This window comes from Mycobacteroides sp. CBMA 271, from assembly GCF_009729205.1.
Lineage (GTDB): Bacteria > Actinomycetota > Actinomycetes > Mycobacteriales > Mycobacteriaceae > Mycobacterium.
This window is the reverse complement of record NZ_VTHB01000003.1, coordinates 466,785-486,652: the sequence shown is the minus strand read 5'-3', so window position 1 is coordinate 486,652 and position 19,868 is coordinate 466,785. Positions and strand designations below refer to the sequence as shown.

Annotated in this window: 15 protein-coding genes; 6 read left to right on the top strand and 9 right to left on the bottom strand. The window is 64.5% G+C overall.

What is annotated here, in order from left to right; all coding sequences use genetic code 11:
- Nucleotides 1–38: 38 nt before the first annotated feature.
- A complete protein-coding gene (locus tag FZI91_RS11055) occupies nt 39–275 on the bottom strand; it encodes a DUF3618 domain-containing protein (protein WP_162525647.1) in 237 nt (78 codons plus the stop codon).
- Between the two features lie 78 nt (nt 276–353).
- On the opposite strand from FZI91_RS11055, the gene bcp reads away from it, so the two are divergent.
- The 4 genes from bcp to FZI91_RS11035 all read left to right on the top strand — a co-directional run bounded on the left by bcp (nt 354) and on the right by FZI91_RS11035 (nt 3,020).
- Entirely contained in the window at nt 354–845 is a 492-nt protein-coding gene (bcp, locus tag FZI91_RS11050; RefSeq protein WP_155938989.1) for a thioredoxin-dependent thiol peroxidase, read from the top strand.
- Nucleotides 846–1,427 (top strand): GNAT family N-acetyltransferase, encoded by a 582-nt coding sequence (locus tag FZI91_RS11045; protein WP_162525648.1) that lies wholly within the window; start codon nt 846–848, stop codon nt 1,425–1,427.
- A gap of 160 nt (nt 1,428–1,587) precedes the next feature.
- Nucleotides 1,588–2,415: a hypothetical protein gene (locus FZI91_RS11040; RefSeq protein WP_155938988.1), complete on the top strand. Its 828-nt coding sequence runs from the start codon at nt 1,588–1,590 to the stop codon at nt 2,413–2,415.
- A 95-nt stretch (nt 2,416–2,510) separates the two neighbouring features.
- A complete protein-coding gene (locus FZI91_RS11035; RefSeq protein WP_155938987.1) occupies nt 2,511–3,020 on the top strand; it encodes an AAA family ATPase in 510 nt (169 codons plus the stop codon).
- On the opposite strand, the gene FZI91_RS11030 is transcribed toward FZI91_RS11035, so the two are convergent.
- From FZI91_RS11030 to FZI91_RS11015, 4 genes are all read right to left on the bottom strand, one after another.
- Nucleotides 3,021–3,503: a DUF4383 domain-containing protein gene (locus FZI91_RS11030; RefSeq protein ID WP_155938986.1), complete on the bottom strand. Its 483-nt coding sequence runs from the start codon at nt 3,501–3,503 to the stop codon at nt 3,021–3,023.
- A 64-nt stretch (nt 3,504–3,567) separates the two neighbouring features.
- Nucleotides 3,568–3,747, bottom strand: a complete 180-nt coding sequence (locus FZI91_RS11025; protein WP_239001653.1) for a hypothetical protein — start codon at nt 3,745–3,747, stop codon at nt 3,568–3,570.
- A 122-nt stretch (nt 3,748–3,869) separates the two neighbouring features.
- The gene (locus FZI91_RS11020) at nt 3,870–4,268 is read right to left on the bottom strand and encodes a holo-ACP synthase (protein ID WP_162525650.1); all 399 of its coding nucleotides are present in this window, start codon (nt 4,266–4,268) and stop codon (nt 3,870–3,872) included.
- Entirely contained in the window at nt 4,265–13,552 is a 9,288-nt protein-coding gene (locus tag FZI91_RS11015) for a type I polyketide synthase (RefSeq protein ID WP_162525651.1), read from the bottom strand. Before FZI91_RS11015 ends, FZI91_RS11020 begins: the two co-directional genes overlap by 4 nt.
- Nucleotides 13,553–14,231: 679 nt before the next feature.
- On the opposite strand from FZI91_RS11015, the gene FZI91_RS24315 reads away from it, so the two are divergent.
- The gene (locus tag FZI91_RS24315) at nt 14,232–14,459 is read left to right on the top strand and encodes a DUF2804 family protein (protein WP_162525686.1); all 228 of its coding nucleotides are present in this window, start codon (nt 14,232–14,234) and stop codon (nt 14,457–14,459) included.
- 158 nt (nt 14,460–14,617) lie between these two features.
- On the opposite strand, the gene FZI91_RS11005 is transcribed toward FZI91_RS24315, so the two are convergent.
- From FZI91_RS11005 to FZI91_RS10995, 3 genes are all read right to left on the bottom strand, one after another.
- Complete coding sequence (locus FZI91_RS11005) at nt 14,618–15,301, bottom strand: DUF1906 domain-containing protein (protein WP_155938985.1); 684 nt, start codon at nt 15,299–15,301, stop codon at nt 14,618–14,620.
- Nucleotides 15,302–15,492: 191 nt separating this feature from the next.
- A complete protein-coding gene (locus FZI91_RS11000) occupies nt 15,493–16,344 on the bottom strand; it encodes an alpha/beta hydrolase (RefSeq protein ID WP_309224058.1) in 852 nt (283 codons plus the stop codon).
- 29 nt (nt 16,345–16,373) lie between these two features.
- Complete coding sequence (locus FZI91_RS10995) at nt 16,374–18,086, bottom strand: alpha/beta-hydrolase family protein (RefSeq protein WP_155938984.1); 1,713 nt, start codon at nt 18,084–18,086, stop codon at nt 16,374–16,376.
- A gap of 310 nt (nt 18,087–18,396) precedes the next feature.
- On the opposite strand from FZI91_RS10995, the gene FZI91_RS10990 reads away from it, so the two are divergent.
- Complete coding sequence (locus tag FZI91_RS10990; RefSeq protein ID WP_155938983.1) at nt 18,397–19,149, top strand: TetR/AcrR family transcriptional regulator; 753 nt, start codon at nt 18,397–18,399, stop codon at nt 19,147–19,149.
- Between the two features lie 8 nt (nt 19,150–19,157).
- On the opposite strand, the gene FZI91_RS10985 is transcribed toward FZI91_RS10990, so the two are convergent.
- Nucleotides 19,158–19,862: a sensor domain-containing protein gene (locus tag FZI91_RS10985; protein WP_243733967.1), complete on the bottom strand. Its 705-nt coding sequence runs from the start codon at nt 19,860–19,862 to the stop codon at nt 19,158–19,160.
- Nucleotides 19,863–19,868: the final 6 nt, after the last annotated feature.

The window sequence follows — 19,868 nt, the reverse complement described above, 5'->3', positions numbered from 1 at the left end:
TCCGTCAAGATAGCGGTACGGATTAACCCCGCACTACATCAGTCGCGACGGAGCTTGCCTACGACCCTCCGGACTACCAGCGCCGCAACCACGGCACCGACGCCCAAGATGGTGAACTTGATGGCCGGCTTGTTCAGGGTCGCCAACACCGAGGCCTTAGCGTCCTCGGCCAAGCGCTGTGGATTGGCGCGGTCACTCAGGGTGTCAACCGTCGCCGCGAGCTGGTCGCGGGCCTTGTCGATATCGGCCTTGATTGCCTCAGGATCCCTGGCCACCAGCACTCCTCCACGTCTGCGGACAAACTCAAGCAACTACCCTAGGGCAACAACTGTACGGATAGAGAGAAGGCGGCCATGACTGACCCTTCCGCGACCACGCGGCTCGAAGTCGGCGACAAAGCTCCGGCATTCACCCTGCTCGACGCCGACGGCAACAAGGTGTCACTGTCTTCGTACAAGGGCCGCAAGGTGATCGTCTACTTCTACCCGGCCGCGATGACCCCCGGCTGCACCAAGCAGGCCTGCGACTTCCGTGACAGCCTCGCCGAGCTCAATGGCGCGGGCCTTGACGTCATCGGCATCTCTCCCGACAAGCCCGAGAAGCTGGCCAAGTTCCGCGAGCACGACGGTGTGAACTTCCCGCTGCTGTCTGATCCAGATAAGACGACGCTGACCGCATACGGTGCCTTCGGCGAGAAGAAGCTGTACGGAAAGATCGTCGTCGGAGTCATCCGGTCCACCTTCGTCGTGGACGAGAAGGGCAACATTGAGGTGGCGCAGTACAACGTGAAGGCCGCACATACGACAACAAAGATCCAGAAAATCCTTGCCGAGGTAGCTAAATAGGTGCATCCCAATGGTTACCGTGTACGCGACTACACCAGCAGCGACGAACCGTCTTGGCTACGTTGTCGCGTGCTCTCGTTTCTGACTTCCACCTATTTCGATGACGTTGTGACGACCAAGCCCACCATCAAGGCCCCTGGCTTTGAACTCGTCGCCATCAACACGGACGACGCTGTTGTGGGATTGATGGACGTCACAATCAGCGACATGGTGGGCACGATCGATAACCTGGCGGTACATCCTGAACATCAACAGCGCGGTATCGCGCGTAGCCTGTTGGCCCACGCGATCACACGAGCACACGCCCAAAGTCTCACCGAGCTTTCGGCATGGACGCGCGATGACCCCGGCACATTGCACTGGTATCGCACAATGGGATTCACCGACACCGATCACTACCTACACGTCTTCGCCGATCACAATGCTGACCCGGCCGAACCGGATCGCGCAGTTGACGCCATGCTCCCCGGTCTACAACTGATGTCAGCGTTCTTACATGCAGAACTGGCTCACGAGAAGCAACTCCGACGGCGATTCACCCGAGTCCACGTCTGCCGCCGGTTCACCAAGACGCTCAACTGAACGTTGTCGAAGTCGAACTCAATTTTCTACAACGTGAAGGCCGCACATACAACAACAAAGATCCAGAAGATCTTGGAGCACGTCGCATCCAACTGAGTCCTCCGAACAGCGGCGTTGATTACACCACGGGTCGTCGGTATCGGCGCGTACTCTGCGCCCGATGGGATCTTGGTGGGGAAACTTCACGAATCGAGTCGTCGGCTGTTGGCGCTCAAACGCTACCTATCTCGCGCTGGTATTCGCCGTGGCCACTGCAATATTGCTCTGCATTGGTGTCCTACAAGCACTCCAGCTTCTACATGTGCACCCAAAGATCGACTGGGGCAGCGTCTCTGACGCGTTCGCTGCTGGCGGGACCATCTTCGCCGTCGTTGTTGCGCTGTGGCAGTCAGTCATCGTTCGGCGTCAAGCAAAGGACGAAGCCAATGAGGCGGCTGACAGGTTTAAGCAAGAACTTGTTGCTGCCGAAGACCGTCACAAAACCGAGCTTTCAGCGCAACGTGAACTCGCCAAAACGCAGGTAGACGCACAGGTCGAGCTTGCACGAATCCAACGTGTGCATCTGAGAGAACAAGAGTTCAAGCGGTCACTCATTCGTGTGTCGCGTGCAGGGAGCACCTATACCCACGAGCTCGCAACCTTGATCGAAGAAGGACGGCGAGCGGCCGAACTACCAGACCGACGTGCGCGAGAAGATGCGCTCCGTCCGCTTAGTAAGCAACTGGGGATGCTCGCCCAGACCTTCGTGCTTGAGATCAGCGGTGCCCACATGCTCACGCAGGATTACACGCTTCATGAAGCACTCAATGCAGTTAATCTAGTAGCGCTAGGAGGGCCATCAGTCGAGATGGCGTTTCGGAATCCCATCATCAATGAAGGCCGGATGCCTGAACCAACACAACTCTTTCAGGTGATGAACGCTGTGCATACGGCGCTGAACCATGCCAGACAGCTCGCCGCTGATCGACTCCATACCGGTTGGGATTGAGACCACGATGTTGAATCGCACACAACCTTCTACAACGTGAAGGCGACCGGCCACGTCGCGAAGCTACGCCGCGACCTTTCGGTATAAATGGGGCAATGACGGGTCTATTAGTCGTCTTTGCCGGGCTCCCCGGTAGCGGCAAAACGACGCTGGCTCGCGGAGTTGCGGACGAACTGTCTGCCACATTCTTACGGGTTGACACGATCGAGGCCGCAATCGCCTCGACACTCTCGGCCGTCGACAACAATCCGGTGGGATATGTTGCCGCGCAATGGATAGCGGAGGATCAGCTGCGGGCGGGCCGTCCCGTTGTCGTCGATGCCTGTAACAACCTGCGCGTTGCTCGCCACATGTGGCACGAACTGTCCGTACGTACGGGCGCCAGCCTTCGGTGGGTCGAGGTGATTTGTTCCGATTCGGACGAACACAAGCGCCGTGTGGAAGAACGGGTACCGGATTGGCCCGGGCAGGGTAATCCCACGTGGGCACAGGTGCAGGCGCGCGAATGGGAGCCGTTCACCGAACCCCGGCTACTCATCGACAATCACGGATCGCTGTCGAATCATCGTGCGACGATTCTGAAGGCGATCAGCCCTGACAATTGATCACGATCGCGACGCCGCGGGACCGGTCACCAGCGGCCTGCCGGCTAGTCGTTGACCTAGCCAGATCGCGAGGAGGATCAGTCCCTCCACGACGTGAACCCAGCTGCCGAAGACATCGACACCCAGGTGGTGCCGGATGTCCGAGCCCCCAAGCAATCCGAGTGCACCCCACACGATGTAAAACACCCCGCCGATCGCGGCATAGGCCATGGCCCACATAGGGCGGAGCACAGCCACCAGGCCAATAATGCCGGTGATCAAGTGACACACCGTGTGACACAGGTTCACCGTAACCGGGATGAATCCCAATACCTGCGTGGTGCATGCAGTCATCGGATCGAAGAGCATCGATGTGCAGGTCAGGTAGGCCGCCGGTCCGTTGCTGGTCAACCACAGAGCCATGATTCCCACACCGAACTGGACCGGTGACCCGGTCAACGCTGTCACGTAGGCCACCAGCCGTTGGCGAACAGTTGCGAGCATGGCTGCCTCTCCCACGAAGTCTGTGCACAGCAGAACCGAATTGAATCGGCACCCTACGGGAAGGCTACGTCCGGGTATCCCGCTCGTCCCCGGTCGGCTCGTCGACGTCGATCGGATTGCCGTCCTCGTCAATGGGCCACGGAGGTCGCGGGACTTCGGGCATGTCCGGTGCACCACGCCACAACAAGGGATGCGGCAGGTAGGGGTTCCTCCACGTCGGGCGGATGCCTCGGCTCTTGTACATCACCAGTAGCGCTACGCCGAAGATGAGAAATCCGATCAGCGTCAGCAGCGGGGCCACACCGTCAGGCTAGCGGGATCGCGGCCCGCCCCGCCGAGTGTGAGCGCTGGCGCTCACACTCGGCGTTAGGGGGACTCGGATTCGAGGACGACGAAGGCCGCCGCCGTGTCGCCGTCATGCGTCAGGGTCACGTGCACCGTCATATCCGCTAGATACTCGGCGATCCCCCCGGAAAGCCGAATACGGGGACGACCCCACGTGTCCGTCACCACCTCGATATCGCGGTGGATGTTCTCGGGCAGCACCGGGCGCTGCGAATACCGGGACCCCGACCACGCCTTGATGACAGCCTCCTTGGCGGCCCAGCGGGCGGCGAGATAACGCGCCTCGCCACCGGTCTTCGAGGCCGCGTCACGCCGCTCCCCTGGCGTGAACGCAGACCCGAAAGCCGTTCCGGGACTGGCCAACTGTTCTCCGAATTCGGAGATCGTGACCAGGTCTATCCCGATACCGACAACGGTCACCGGTGGTAGACCTCGTCCTCACTCAGGCGTGCACCCGGATCCAGCAGCATCGAGGCTTCCTGACGCTTCTCCGACTCGTCGTGATCGTGGTCGAAGCGACGTCCGTCCGGCCGCTCGTACATCGGCCGGCCACCGGCCATCGCCGACGCGAGGCGACGCTGCCCGGCGAGAACACGCTCACGCGAACGCTTCTCGTAGTCGGCGCGGTCCTCCGGCCGCATCGAGGCGATGAACGCCTGCGGATGCACCAGGGCGACCAGGCCCGACACGTGACCGAAGCCGAGGCTCGTCACCAGGCCCGCCTTCAGCGGCAACTTCTCCTTGAGCGGCAACGATTCACGCAGCCACACGAAGTGCTGGCTGGTGGCCAGCTCGTCATCGACACAGTCCAGGCTGCGGTTCGGCGGAATGACGCCATCGCGCAACACCTGGCACAGGCCGAGCATCTGGAAGACTGCCGCACCGCCCTTGGCGTGGCCTGTCAGGTTCTTCTGCGAGATGACGAACAGCGGTGCACCATCCGAGCGCCCCAGCGAGGAGGCGAGCCGCTCATGCAGCTCGGTCTCGTTGGGATCGTTGGCGAGCGTTGACGTGTCGTGCTTGGAGATGACGGCGATGTCGTCGGCCGTGACGCCCAGCTTGTTCAGCGAGCGCGCCAGATCCGAGTCCTTGCCACCACGCCCGGCGGCCAGCGCACCCAGGCCCGGAGCCGGGATGGAGGTGTGCACACCGTCACCGAACGACTGCGCGTAGGCCACCACCGCAAGCACCGGCAGACCCATCTTGAGCGCCAGGTCACCGCGCGCCAGCAGCACGCTGCCACCACCCTGCGCCTCGACGAAGCCGAGGCGACGACGGTCGTTGGCACGCGAGAACCGCTTATCTGCAATGCCCTTGGCCCGCATTATCTCGGTGTCGGCGGTCGCGGCCATGTCACCGAAGCCGATGATGGCCTCCAGCGTCAGGTCATCGAAACCGCCGGCCAGCGCCAGATGCGCCTTGCCGAGCCGGATCTTGTCGACACCTTCCTCGACCGATACCGCCGCGGTGGCGCAGGCCGCCACAGGGTGGATCATCGAGCCGTAGGAACCGACGTACGACTGAACCACGTGCGCGGCAACGACGTTCGGCAGAACTTCCTGCAGGATGTCGTTCGGCTTGTTACGGCCCAACAGGTTTCCGTGGTACATGGTCTGCATCGAGGTCATGCCGCCCATGCCGGTGCCCTGGGTGTTGGCCACCAGACTCGGGTGCACCCAGCGCATCAGCTCGGTCGGGGTGAAGCCCGCCGACAGGAACGCATCCACCGTGGCAACCATGTTCCACAACGCAACCCGGTCGATCGAGCTGACCATGTCGGGGGTGATACCCCACACCGTCGGATCGAATCCGGTCGGGATCTGAGCGCCGACGGTCCGCGACAGCTTGGTCTTGCGCGGCACCCGAACCTCGGTGCCCGACTTGCGGGTCACCTGCCAGTCGCTGCCTTCGGCCACCGGCTGGATCACCGTGTGCTCGGGATCCCACCGCACGAACTCGCGCGCCTCGGCCTCGGTAGACACCGTGAAGGTGAAGTCCTTGTCCAGGAACACCGACACCAGCAGCGGTGAGGCGTGATCGGGATCGATCGCACCGTCATCGACGAACTCGCGGACACCGATGTTGCCGACCACCTTGTCGTGGTAGCGCTCCACCAGCTCCGACTCCGGCACCAGCTCACCGGATTCGGTGTCGTACCAACCGGCCTCGGGGTCGTCCTCCCATTTGACCAGTCCGGTGGTCCAGGCAAGCTCCAGCACGCCGGCCGCCGACAGCTCGTCGGCGACCTCCATCTCGTAACGGGTCCGCGAGGAGCCCAGCGGCCCGAGCTCACCACCGCCGACGATGACCACCAGATCGGCCGGGTCGACGTCCAGGTCGGCCCATTCCGGCGGCAGCGTCGAGGTGTATCCGCGCGGCGGAGAAGGTAGTGCCGCAATGAGATTCGGGTCGTCTTCCTCGTCGGATGCCGCGGCGGCTTCGGCCTTCGCCTTCGCTTCCATGTCCTCGCGGGCCTTGGCGGCCAGCTCGGCCATGTCGAGTTCCACCTCGGCCAATCCGCCGGTGAGATCCTTCTCGACCGGTGCCTGTGCGGCCTGCACCCGAGCTTCCGGGGTACACAGTGCCAACAACATGGACGCCATATCCGCGGTGGAGTACGTGGTGACTCCCGCTTCCTCAACGGCGGTGACGATGGCGTCGTTGTGACCCATCAGTCCGGTGCCGCGGGTCCAGCCGATCAGCGCGTGCGCCAGGCTGACTCGTGACGCCCAGGACGATTCCGCCTTCCAGCGAGTGACCAGCGCATCGAGTGCCGCCTTGGACTCGCCGTACGCGCCGTCGCCGCCGAACATGCCGCGGTTCGGCGAACCGGGCAGCACCACGTGCAGGCGCGAAGCGATATCCCGCTCGGCGCCGATGGCCGACAGCCCGCCAATAAGCCGTTGCACGGCCCACAGCAGCACCTTCATCTCCATCTCGGCACGCGAGCCGGCCTCCGACAGATCCCCGACCACCTTCGGTGCGGCGAACGGGAACAGCAGCGTCGGGGTCTGCGCATCCTTGAGGTGAATCGACATCGGCCCAAGGCTTTCGGACTGCTCGGTGCCCACCCACTGCACCAGCGCGTCGATATCGGAGTACGAGGCCATATTGGCCGGTACCACCCATAGCCTGGCGCTGAACCGGGCGCTCTCCCGATACAGGTTGCGGTAGAACGCCAACCGGTCCTCGTCGAGACGCGAGGTGGTGGCGACAACCGTCGCACCGCCGGACAGCAGCTCGGCCACCACCGAAGCGGCGATCGAACCCTTAGAAGCGCCGGTCACCACCGCGACCTCGCCGCCCCACTTGCCCCCCTCGGGGCTCTCCGCACCGGCGGCAATGCGCCCGTACAGCGAGGCGTGAACGTTGCGGCCCTGCGCCAACGACTTGCCCTGCCACCAATTGGCCTGCGCGGCAACGGCGTGTCCGGCACCCTCGAAGCCGGCTGCCAGGCTCAACCAATCCTGATCGATGTCGCCCTCGTCGGCGATCCACAACCGGGCCAAGTCCTCGCGGGCGCTGGCCCAGCGGTCGTCGAACACCACGGCCTTCTTGCCGTCGAAGCTCGGCGCCACCAAACGCGGCCAGTCCGAACCCAACTCGGCGGACACCAGCTCGACGAGCTCGGTATCGGCGGAGCCATCGGGAATCGCGACCGGAGCCGCGAGGCCAAGCTGGTCGAGCACTAGACGCGCCGCCGAGGCGAGCACGCCGTCACGGCCGGTGATCTGATCGGTGAACTCGCTCAGCGCAGCCAGATCCACGGTCGCACCGTCACCACCGCCGGCCGAGGGCAGGGAGACACCGACACCGCGACGCGCGGCCACCGCGCCTACCGCGGCGTCGATCGCCGCGTCCACCGCATTGCCGTCTGCCAGTGTGCTGGCAGCCAAGCCCCCGAGTTCGCCGCCGCGGACGCTGGTGCCCTCACGGGTACCCAGCGACAGCTCGACGGTGACGTGCTTGACCCAGCCTGGGCCGAGTTCCCACGTCTTGGTGACCCGCTCGCCGATCGCGGCGGGACGCTTGCCCGACGGCCCGAAGACCGCCTTGAGCTGGTCGTTGATCGAGTCCGACAGCACCGGACCAAACGGCTTGTAGGTACGCGCCAATTTGGTGACCTGCGAACGCAATCCGGAGAGGTCCGCCTCGGCGGCACCGTCGATCGCGCTCAGGTTCAGTTCGGAGCCCAGGTCCACCAGCAGCTGATTACGACGCGAGGAGGCACCATCGGTGAGGCTCTCGATGGAGTCCACCGGCTCGATCTGATCCATGCGCATCTTGGTCGACAGCGCGATGAGCGCGAGCGTGGCGTCGGAGGCATCGAACCCGATGTCGTCCGGACGGGGGCCGCCGCTGGGTGCGGCGGGAGCGGCGGCCGGAGCCGGGGCCGTCGCGGCAGGTGCAGCCGAATCAGGAGCGGAAACCTCTGCCGTGTCTTCCACCTCGGGTTCTGGTTCCGGATCGGTATCGGTACCAAACAGCACGGCGTGGTCGCGCTCGACGTTGAGCACCTCGACCGAGCTATGGCTGAACTCGGGCAGCTTCAGGGTGTTGTTGGCCAGACCGGCGACCGTCGGCATCGACTTCACGCCCACCTCGACGAACCGCTCCACACCGAGACCGCCAGCGGCCTCCTCGGTGAACAGCAGGTCCTGGGTCTCGATCCATCGCACCGGGCTGGCGAACTGCCAAGCCAGCAGCTCGATAAGCACCTTGCGGCACAACAACACCGGCTTCTCATTGCGCCAGGTGTCGTAGTCCGCCAGCACCTCATCGAGCGGTTCGGCCGGAACCAGGTCCCGAATCTCCTGGATGAATTCGCGGTCCAGGGTGAACGGCTTGGGCACCAGGTTGGGGATGTACTTGCCGATGATCAGGTTCGGGTCACCGTCCATGGGCAGCACCCGCTCCAGGGAACGGCGGAACTCGGCAACACCGACCCGCAGCACCTCGGAGTGGAACGGCACGTCAATACCGGGCACCATGATGAACGACCGACGACCGCCAAACTCCTCGCGGCGCCTTTCGACGTCGGCTTCCAGAAGTTCGAGGCCACGCACCGTGCCGGCGATGGCGTACTGCGAACCCCGCAGGTTGAAGTTCACGATCTGTAGGAATTCACCGCTGCGTTCGGCGATCCCTGCGACGAACGCGTCGACGTCGGCGTCCTCCAGGCCGATCTGCGACGGACGGATCGCGGCCAGACGGTAGTTACTGCGCCCCTGCTCATCTCGCGGGACGATGTCATGCATCGCCGACCCACGGTGGAACACCACCTCAAGCAGACCATCCTGGGGGATGACGCCGCTGACGGTGGCCAACGCGGTGTACTCACCGACGGAGTGACCACAGGTGATGGCGTCTTCGACGAACGACCCGGACTCTTTCATCTCCGCGATCTGCGCGGTCGCCAAGGTGGCCATCGCCACCTGGGTGAACTGCGTCAGGTACAGCACACCTTCGGGGTGCTGGTAATGCACACCTCCGGCGATAAGACTCGTGGGGTTGTCCTTCACCACGTGCAGCACCGAGAAGCCAAGGCGCTCACGGGTGAACTTGTCGGCGTTGTCCCAGACCTTGCGGGCGGCCTTGGAGCGTGAGCGCACGTCCATGCCCATGCCCTTGTGTTGGATGCCCTGGCCGGGGAAGGCGTACACCGTCTTGGGTGCCGCAAGGCGAGCGGTGGCTGACATCACGAGGTCGGTGCCGACCTTGGCCTGGATTTCCACAACCTCTGCGCCGGAATCGATTCCGATGCGGTCCACGCGCACGTCGACCTGATCCCCCGGCTGCACCATGCCCAGGAAGCGGGAGGTCCAGCCGACCAACGTGCGCGGTGGCGTGCTGGAGGCGTCGGCCGAGGTGACCACGTGCTGCGCTGCGGCCGAGAGCCACATGCCGTGCACGATGGGCGATCCCAGCCCGGCCAGTAGTGCGGCCGACTTGTCGGTGTGGATCGGGTTGTGATCGCCAGAGACCACCGCGAACGCCCGCATATCGGTGGGCGCGAAGAGCTTGGCGTCACGACGGCGACGACGAGTGGTGTCCACCTCGTGCTCGGAGAGTGCACCGCCGGCGCGGACCGGGTCTGCCAGCTCGGCCGCCCCGTTACGACCCAGGATCGCGAAGCGCTCCTGCAGAGTGGCCAGCACGGTGCCGTCTGCTGCCGCGACGGTGACATCAACCGGAACAACCCGGCCAACCTCGGTGTCGGTGGCCGCGGAAGCCGTTGCGGTGACGGTCAGTTCGGCGCTTTCGGCGGGCAGCGCGGAGATCAGGTGCGCGGCGTGGTCAAGGTGCACCAGCGAAAGCAGGCCCTCAATGGCCCCGATCCCGGTTTCCGTTTTGGCCTCGCCGATAGCGGCGAACACCGCCGGCCAGCACAGGCCGACCAGCGCGTCGGGCACGATGGACGACCCGGGAGCCAGCGGCGCCGGAAGCACCGCGGTGACGCCGGTGTGGTCGGCAACGCGCTCGGGATCCCATTGTGCGACAACGCGTGCCGTGCCGTTCTCGACCTTCGGCAGGCCCGCCGGATCCTCACAGCCGGCAGCCACTGCAAGCACGGTGCGCATGGCAGCGGCAGCGGCTTCGGTGGTTACCACCGGGGTGCCACCATCCCGCGTGGTCGTCGGCAGGGTCAGGTCGATATCGACCCAGGTGCCCGACAGCGGCACGCTCAATCTAACGAAGTCCTCGGCCTCCACCGATGTCGCCGACCCTGCGGCTCCGTGGACCTCGAGGCGTGCACCGGTCGACGGATGCGAAGCGGTGCGGTCCTCGAAGACCTGCCAGGCACCGTCGGGAGCGATCCGATGTACCGGGTTGACGGCAATGCGACCCGACCACAACACATCCGGCGCATCCAACACAGTGGCCAGCGGGCCCTCGACATCCCAGCGGCGACGCAGGCGCGAGCGCACCGGCAGCGGCTCCACACCGGCGGCGACAACCTCGTCGATGGCGGTCTGCTCGAACCGGTTGAGCAGCTCGCCCACCGGCTCATCGGCGCGGGTGATCCCGGCGACGGCGGCGGTGCCGGGGATGATGCACACCTGGTCTGCGGTGTAGCGAGCATCGTGGGCCTGCCACAGCGAATCGCTGCGCCACCAACGACGCACATCCTTGTCGATAACGGGCACGAAGTTGACGGGCTTGCCCAGGGTCTTGCAGAGCGCGACGAAGAACGGCACGTCGGCCGGGTGCAGCTTGATGTCCTGCGCCTCGGGGTAGCGCTGCAGCAGAGCAGAAATGGCTTCGGCCGGCGTCTCCAACAAAGCCGCGTCGACGAACAGGGTCTCGACGGGCCCGAAGTCCTTGGGGTGTAAACGGGCCTCGGCGCGCTTGAGCATCTGCTCGAAGCGGTCGCGCCAGGTGGCGGCGAGCCACGGTGAGTCTTCCAGCTTGCTGTCCGCGGTGCTGTTGCCCTCACCGATGGACAGCTCCACGTAGCGGTTCAGCCACTGCGCGTAGGTCATCTCGGAGACATCGCCGAAGTACTGCTTGGCGGTCGGCTCCATCGCGGCGATGATCTCGTCGCGACGCTTGGCCACCGCATCGGCATCACCGGCGACATCGTCGAGCAGGCGACCGCAGCGCGAAGCCGCATTGTCGATCTCGTGGATGTCGGCGCCCAGCTGGCTGCGCCCGGAGGCCATGCCGCCCTGCGCTTTTCCGGCGGGCACCCACGTGGGCGTGCCCTGGGTTTCGACCAGCATCTGCTTGACCGACGGGCTGGTGGTGGCCTCCAGGGTGGCCATCGCCGCGGTGCCCACCAGGATGCCGTCGACCGGCATCAGCGGGAATCCGAACTTCAAGGCCCAACGGCCACTCAGGTATTCGGCAGCCTGCTCGGGGGTGCCGATACCGCCGCCGACGCAGACGGTGATGTTGGAGCGCGAACGCAGCTCCGAGTAGGTGGCCAACAGCAGGTCGTCGAGGTCCTCCCAGGAGTGGTGTCCACCGGCGCGGCCACCCTCGACGTGCATGATGATCGGGCGGGTCGGAACCTCGGCCGCGATGCGCACCACCGAGCGGATCTGCTCGACGGTGCCGGGCTTGAACACGATGTGGCTGAAGCCGATTTCGGTGAGCTCGTCGATGAGTGCGACGGCCTCTTCCAGCTCCGGGACACCGGCGGTCACGACGACACCGTCGATCGGCGCGCCGGCCTGACGAGCCTTCTGCACCAAGCGCTTCGAACCCACCTGCAGCTTCCACAGGTACGGGTCCAGGAACAGCGAGTTGAACTGAATCTGGCGACCCGGCTCAAGCAGGCCGGTCAGTTCTTCCATACGGGCGCTGAAGATCTCCTCGGTGACCTGCCCGCCACCAGCGAGCTCGGACCAGTGACCCGCGTTGGCCGCGGCCGCAACGATTTTCGCGTCAACGGTGGTCGGCGTCATGCCCGCCAACAAGATTGGTGAGCGACCGGTGAGGCGGGTGAACTTGGTGGACAGCTTGACCGAGCCGTCGGGCAGCGACACCAGGGTGGGCGCGAAGGAGGTCCAGGCACGGGCCACCTCCGGAACGGCGCCGTGCATAAACAGGTTTCGCTGCCCGCCACGGGTGGCGGTAGGCACGATCCCGATCCCCAGGCCACGGATGACCGGGGCGGTCAAACGAGTAAGAAGGTCGCCGGGGCCCAGATCGAGGATCCAGCGCGCACCGGCATCGGCAACGTGGCTCACCTCGTTCACCCAGTCGACCGGAGTCACCAGGATGGATTCGGTGAGCGCCTTGGTCAACTCGACGTCGAGCCCCGCGGCGGCCGCCCAGCGACCGGCGATCTCGACACCGTCGGCAAGGCGCGGAGTGTGGAAGCCCACCTCGACATTGACCGGGTCGAAGACGGGGCTGAATACGGCGCCTCCGCGGACCTTGTCCTTGCGCTCAGCGGCCTCGCGCTCGGCGATCTGTTCGCAATACAGCTCGAAGCGCGACAGCTGCTCGGGAGTGCCGGTGATGACGACGGAGCGGCGTCCGTTGCGAATGGACAGCGCGGGCGGCTCAACGGTTCGCACATCCTGTGCGAACTCGTCGAGCAGATGCTTGATGCGATCGGGGTCGACGTTGGTCACCGACACCATCGGAGTGCGGTTACCGCGCACCACGATGCCGCGGCGGCGCGCGACCAGGGTGGCAGCGGCACCCACCAGCTGAGCGATGGCCAGCAGCTCGACATCACGCACACCGTGGGCCTTGAGCGCCTCGACGGCCAGCACGCCTTGGGAGTGCCCCACGACCGCGACCGGCGGCAGCTGGGCCACATCCAGACCCTGGATCTTGAGTGCGCGGACGGCGGCCAGCTGGGCCAGCAGCACGCCGGGCATGGAGACCGCGGCGGACGTGAGCTGCGCGGTGGCGGGTACGGGCTCCTCGGCGGTCAGCGCACGCACCCAGGTGAGCGGCGTGAAGCCGACCGGTCGCACGACCACGAGTTCCTTGGCGACGGGCTCCAGCCGCAGCTCGGCCTCACCAGCGAGGGTGGCCAGCTCCGATTCGATACCAGCGGAGGCCGCCAGCTCGGCGAGCGACTCCAGCCAATCACTGCCCTGGCCGCCGAAGGCGACGGCGTAGGGCTCACCGGACTCCAGACGATCGATCAGTGCGGGACCCGCACTTGGACCTGGATCGACAGCGCCGGTCGCGTCGGGGTCCTCAGCGCTGGTCACCTTGTCGTATTCATTGATCGTCACGTCGTAGTCCCGTCTTCCATCAGTCGTGAATCCAGCCGCCGCCGCCCGTGTCGTCGTCACTGTCGCTCGGGAGCGTGTGGAGCCGTGCCGTCAGCACCATCACCGCAGGTCTGGACTTAAGAGTGTCATAAGAGGGGTGGCGATTTCTTCTGGCGTAATAGTTACTGCCGAGTTCTACGCAGGAGTAACCACCGCTTACGTAACGGCAGGCCAGGCCGTGGCAACTAACCGCCGAATCAAACCCGCTGCGTGCAGGTGGTTACGGCCGAGTAGGTATAACACCGCAGATCAGACATAGATTGTTATCGAATCGTTATGTTTATTTTCTGTAGCACCGGACATGTTCGCGCGTGTCGCACTCGACACCGTCCACACGGCCATTCGCACCCAAAAAGACTAGAACAAGTACCCAAAGTTTGCTGACGCTGCCACGCGGTTCCCACGCGTGTGACGAGTGTGACGAGTGTGACTAATGATGTTTAGCTAGCTACGCATCATCCCGGGGGAACCTCGCTACCATCCGGCCGTGCTTGACCGGCGAACTGGTGCCGAAACATCAAGGAACACAGTCATCCCCGGCGCGCGGCACCGCATTACCCGACATCAGCGGTCTTAACCGGGCCGAGTCGAGGGGCATGGGCGTCACGGTCAGCATCGATCAGCACCGCAGAGCGCGACGATCCATGCGCGCGCCCGTGATGTCGAGGTCAACCTGGATATTCCGCTGCCACCGGATCACGAATCGCTCGGCGTGGTGGTTCCCTGGTCCCCCACTCGCTTTCAGTACACCGCCAAGGACGTCGGGCGTTCGGCGCGGGCACGCTACGGCTGGGCGACACCACCTACGAGCTCATCGACGCGTTCGCTGTGCTCGACCACAGCCGGGGTAGGTGGCCCTACCGCATGAGATGAAACTCGGGCGCCGGCTACGGCAACAGCATCGCGCTGCAGGTCGGCGGCACCTGGACGGACGGCACCGGCTCCACCGAGAACGCTTTGTTCCTGAGTCGCCGGATGGGTCGAAGAGGCGCGACGGCGCTGGTGAGATCGCCGCCTAGAACCGCGTTACGCCCACTGCCCGAAGTTGGGCTTAAGAATGTCGTTGAGGTCGACGCCGATCCCGCCCACCTCGCGCTTGTCGATCTCGAACTGATGCAAGTGAGCCTGCGGATGGACGAAGCCCTTGGGGCTGCCCCAGTTGTGCTGCCAGAAATAGGAGCACAACCCGTCTTGCAGCGCCCAGTCGATGGTCTTGGAGTTCCCGTACAGCCCGGTGCGGGCATGCCCCACCACCGACTCCCAGGCCTTCAGATACGGGGCCACCTGATTCTTGTACTGCTCAGGTGATGGATCGTCGTCGATCGAGACATAGATCGGCACGTTGTAGGAGCCTCCCGCGGCAATGTGCAACTGCCAGCCGCGCTGCGCGTGCTTGATACCGGCATCGTGGCCACCGAGCCAGTCAGCGGTGTCCTGCTTGCCGTACTGGTAATTGGAGACGATCTTCAAGCCGGCGCGATACAGGTCGCGCGCTTCGGCCAGTTTGATGGGCTTACCCGCCGACAATCCCTTGCTGCGCGGATCGGACACGTACCGAATAGCACCCAGGTGTCCGGCGGCCTTGATCGACTCGGGGCTCGGGACCCCACCGGCATAGTCGATGAGTGTCCCCAGCGAGGCGGCATTAGCTCGTGGTGCAGTGACCGCGGCCAGGGACGCGGCGGAGCCCAGCGCATACGCCGCGGGCATAGCCGCGGCGTATTTGAGGAGACCCCGACGCGTTACCGACACCACTACCTCACAAGGCCGTTACTGAACTTGCGTCTCAGATTACGACAATTGCCCCAACAAGCACGGTAGCCACGCTAGTCACATGCGACACAGTGCGACCGCATCGGCTGGTCGGCGCCAGAGGCCTTCCGCGGTCGGCCCCGTGACGTCTAGGCGTCCGCGACCCGAAACACCTCGTCGGCGATCAACCGCGGTTCGGTCAGGACGACCTGATGTCCGGATTTGCGGGCGAGAACGTGACGCGCCCCGAGCCGCTGGACCGTCAGCTGGTGTGCGACGTTGAGTTCGGACCGGGTCTCCTCATTCAGCAACTCCGACCTGACCCCCGAGATGACGGTGACGGGGATTCCTTCGAACATCGGCGGGTCGTCGCGCAGCGCGGTCATGCCGGCGACAAAGCGCCGGTCCTCCTCGTCGGCACCACGTCCACCCCGCCAGGTGAAGTCCTCGGCGATCATGTCCTCGACCACGTCCGTCGGCATCTTCGGCATGGTCCACCGGGCCAACTGCGGCATGAGGCCCAGCCACCCGACCGTGGACAGCGCCGCCCGGTTGGCGACGCCCACTACCCGCGTCACCGGCGAAGCGGGACGGAAATAGGCATCCAAGTTCTCGTCGGAATGGTCGACGAGAACGATGCCGGCGATCCGGTCGGGATCGGCCACTGTCGAGGACAGTGCGATGGTTCCGCCATAGCTGTGGCCCACCAGGATGAAGGGTCCGGGCCCGAGCGCCGTCAGCAGGGCACCCAGGTCCGCGGTGATCCGCTCCAGCGTGCGCGGCTGCGGATCATCGTCACTTCGGCCCAGATTTGCACGGTCGTAGACCACAGACCGAAAACGTTGGGCGACAAGGGGTTGCACGAGCCCCCAGGCGGATCGCGAGAAGCCCATGCCCGATTCGAAAACCACGGTCGGCGCCCCGTCACCGGCGGCCATGTAGTGCAATGCACGCCCGTCGGGAGTGGTTACATAGTTGCTCGAACCCAGGGTGTGGCTCACCCCGCCACCGTACGGAAAAAAGTCGCTGGCTACTCGCCCGACCGCAGCAGGGACCTCAGTCGCTGCGTCTTCTCCGGCGTCCACCCAGGTGGTTGCAGGATCGCCGCCCAGGCATCGGCTACGGCTCGAACATAGACATGGCCATGGCCGTCGGGAACGTCGACGGCGACCGCCATATCGGCAGACACCTGCAGGAAGGTCACGAAAGGAATCCACTCCATGCTCGGCAGCACGTCGTAGCCACGAGGTTCACGCAGCCAGTCGGGCTTGCTCAAGATGAGGTCGGGATTCCACCACGCAATCGGGTCCGACGCGTGTTGCAAATAGACGATGCGCGGACGGGCCCAGGGATCGGCCGGCCGGCTGAGATCCTCTGGGCGCGAGGCGAACCTGACGTTTCGCCCATTGTCGTAAATGGGCAGCACCTCCGGCGACCCGTCATCACGATTGTGCGTGGCCTCAAGCCACATGGAGTTGTTGAACGTCGGGCCCGAGAACAGCGCACCATCGGTGCGAGCCACGATGTTATTCACTGACAGGAACGGCGCTTCACCGCCGAACGAACCAAGACTCTCCCCGAACACCACGAGCTTGGGGCGCATGCCCTCCGGCATGGTGCGGACCCGCGCAGACACCGCCTCGAACAGCATCTGCCCCGCCTGCCGCGCGTTCTCCTTGTCAACCAGGAACGAAATCCAGCTAGGCAGAAACGAATACTGCATGCTGACGATCGCGGTGTCGCCGTTGTACATGTATTCGAGGGCATCGGCCTCTGCTTCGTTGATCCAGCCGGTTCCCGTCGTGGTGGCCACCGCTACCACCTTCCGGTGCAGGCCACCCTCACGTTCCAGTTCGCTCGCGGCGAGCTCTGCCGCTGCCTTGATTCCGTTGGCGGATTCCAGCCCCGCGTATGCCCGGATCGGCTCGGTCGCCGGCGCACGATTGAACGCCGAAAGCTCTCGCGTCGTCGGACCGCCCGCGATAAATGCACGGCCCTGATTGCCCAGTGAAGCCCAGGAGGCCAGAGAACCCGGGCCGCCGGAACGCAGTGATGTGGTGGGCGGCGGGTTGTCCGGGTCCTCCTCGTTGTTCACCGCGGAAAACGTGTTGTTGAGCGCACGCATGGTGAACCTCACAACGACTCCGTTGATCAGCGCTATCGCCAGAACCACCACCAGGGTGACGGCGACCACCGCGGAAACCCGTTTGGGAGCCACGCGATCCAGCCGCTCGACGAGGAACAGGATCAACCGGCGAATCAACTGGCCGAATTCGACCAGGACGAACAACACGACGACCGACATCACCGCGGTCTGCGGGTGTGCCCAGAACGCCAGCCTCGGCACGCCCATCAAGTCGCGCACACGGTCCTGCCAAAAGTGGAACCACACGATCATCAAGGCAGTGCCGACGACCCCGAGCACGATGAGTACGCGCCACGCGATGGCCGGGGCCGGGGGACTCGAATCCTTGGACCGCATGTATCGCACCAGCCATACCGCCAGCACGCCAAGTCCGTATCCGATCGCGCCCGATCCCCCACTGACCAGCGCCTGGAACAGCGGGCCACGCGGAAGCAACGACGGGGTCATCGATAGCCAGAGGAAGACCAAACCCATCGCGGTGCCCGTGAACGTGTACTGGCGCGCCCACCAGGGGGATTTCTGATGTGTGGGCGTTTGGTCAGAGTCTCTGTCGGAGTCCTTGTCTAAATCTTTTTCGATATCCCTGTCGATCGCCATTGCCACACCCTTCTCGATGCCGCCAGCCTCATACCGCGTTCCGCGGTGTCAATGGTGCCTCGCAGTCCCCACACCGCACAGGGGTATCACCAGATCAAGATCCATCGATCGTGGCATCGCGGTCGGACCTTGAACCTCCACGCGCAAAGTGTCGGGGATCACTAGCTACCGCCCGCGCAGCGAACTCGCCTGGGCAGGGAGCTGACCGCACTGCCAGCTCCCTGCGGTATGGTGCCAACTTGCTACCGGGGCCTGATAGCCGTGAGACAAGGACAGAACGACGCGACGGGGGCCGCGGCGAGGATTAAATATGCGAGATGCCGGTGTCAGCCACAAGGCCAAGGCGACCAGCACACAAAGCCCTAAGCGGGAGCGGCGGCGGCGTGGATCCATCACCGCCGAGGACATCATCGCCGGGGCATTCGAGCTCGCCGAGGATATCGGGATCTGCGGGCTGAGCATGCCGCTGCTAGCGAAACATCTCGACGTCGGCGTCACCAGCATCTACTGGTACTTCCGCAAAAAGGACGAGCTACTCGACGCGATGACCGATCGCGCCACCAAGCAATACCACTTCGCCGCACCGTTCATCGGTGACGAAACCTGGCAAGACGCTCTGCGCGGCTACGCCCACCGGATGCGGCAGGCATTCCGAGAACGCCCGGTGCTTGTCGAGCTCATCCTGATGCGCACCAGCGAGCTGAGCGCAGAAGCACTCCAGGCGAGCATCGAGCACCTGGAGTCCCTCGTCCAGACATTGATCGGTGTGGGATTCAGCCCAGATAACGCACTAGACGTGTATTTCTCTCTGTCCCTACACATTCGGGGCATCGTGGTACTCGAGCATCTGGACACCGTCATACCTGCAGCCGGCGAGGCACGCAACCGGGTGCCCAGCGCCAAGGTCGCGCCCACCATGCACGACCTCGCGTCCCGGGGGCATTCGATCGCCACGATCTCGGACGCCAGCTTCAACTTCACCGTCGAGGCAATCATCGAACGCGCCGAGCATCTGCTTGCCGAGGACATCGCCCAGAACGCGGCGGTGCGCAAATCATCCTGACCGACTGATCACCACTTGGCGTTGAGTAGCTCATCGATCTTCTTGAGCCGTGCTTCTGAGAGGGCCCGATTGTCGAGCGACCGGTCCGCCGAGCACGTGACCACCTGCGCGATCACGTTGGCCTTTGCGATCATCGTGAACTCGCAAATCCATTGATCGCCACCGAGATTCGTCGACCAGTGCACCATGTCCGGCGACCCGGCGGTGACCGGACTGGGCGTGACCGTATGACGTTTCTCGTCGTCGCCCCAGGCGGCCACCGGCAACTGGCACCCGGCCACCCTCTTGCGAACCGATTCCAAGAATTTCGCCGCCTGGAAATCGCCGGGGTAGGTAGCCGACGCCTCCAGCAGTTGATGCTGGTTCGGATACTGGTTGTCGGTCTGCGTTCGCGCTTCGCGCCCCGTGTAATCCGTCGGAAAGAGCGGATAGCGGCCGTAGCCCACGACGCCCTGGCATTCGGCGGGATCGGCGCCGACCCAGAGGATCGACTGCATATCGGTTTCAAACAATGGCTTTCCCGGGGTCACTGTCAGTGATTGCGCCGGGGTGAGGAGTTGGTCGAGCTGGGCGGGCTGGATCGGCCCCGCCACGCCCGGTTCCCGACCCGCCGTTGCCTCCCCGTCAACTCCACGTTGGCAGCCCGTCACTACCAGAAGCAACGCGAACACGAGCGGCACCGACCACCTCATGTCGGCAAACGCTACCCGCATCCGGCG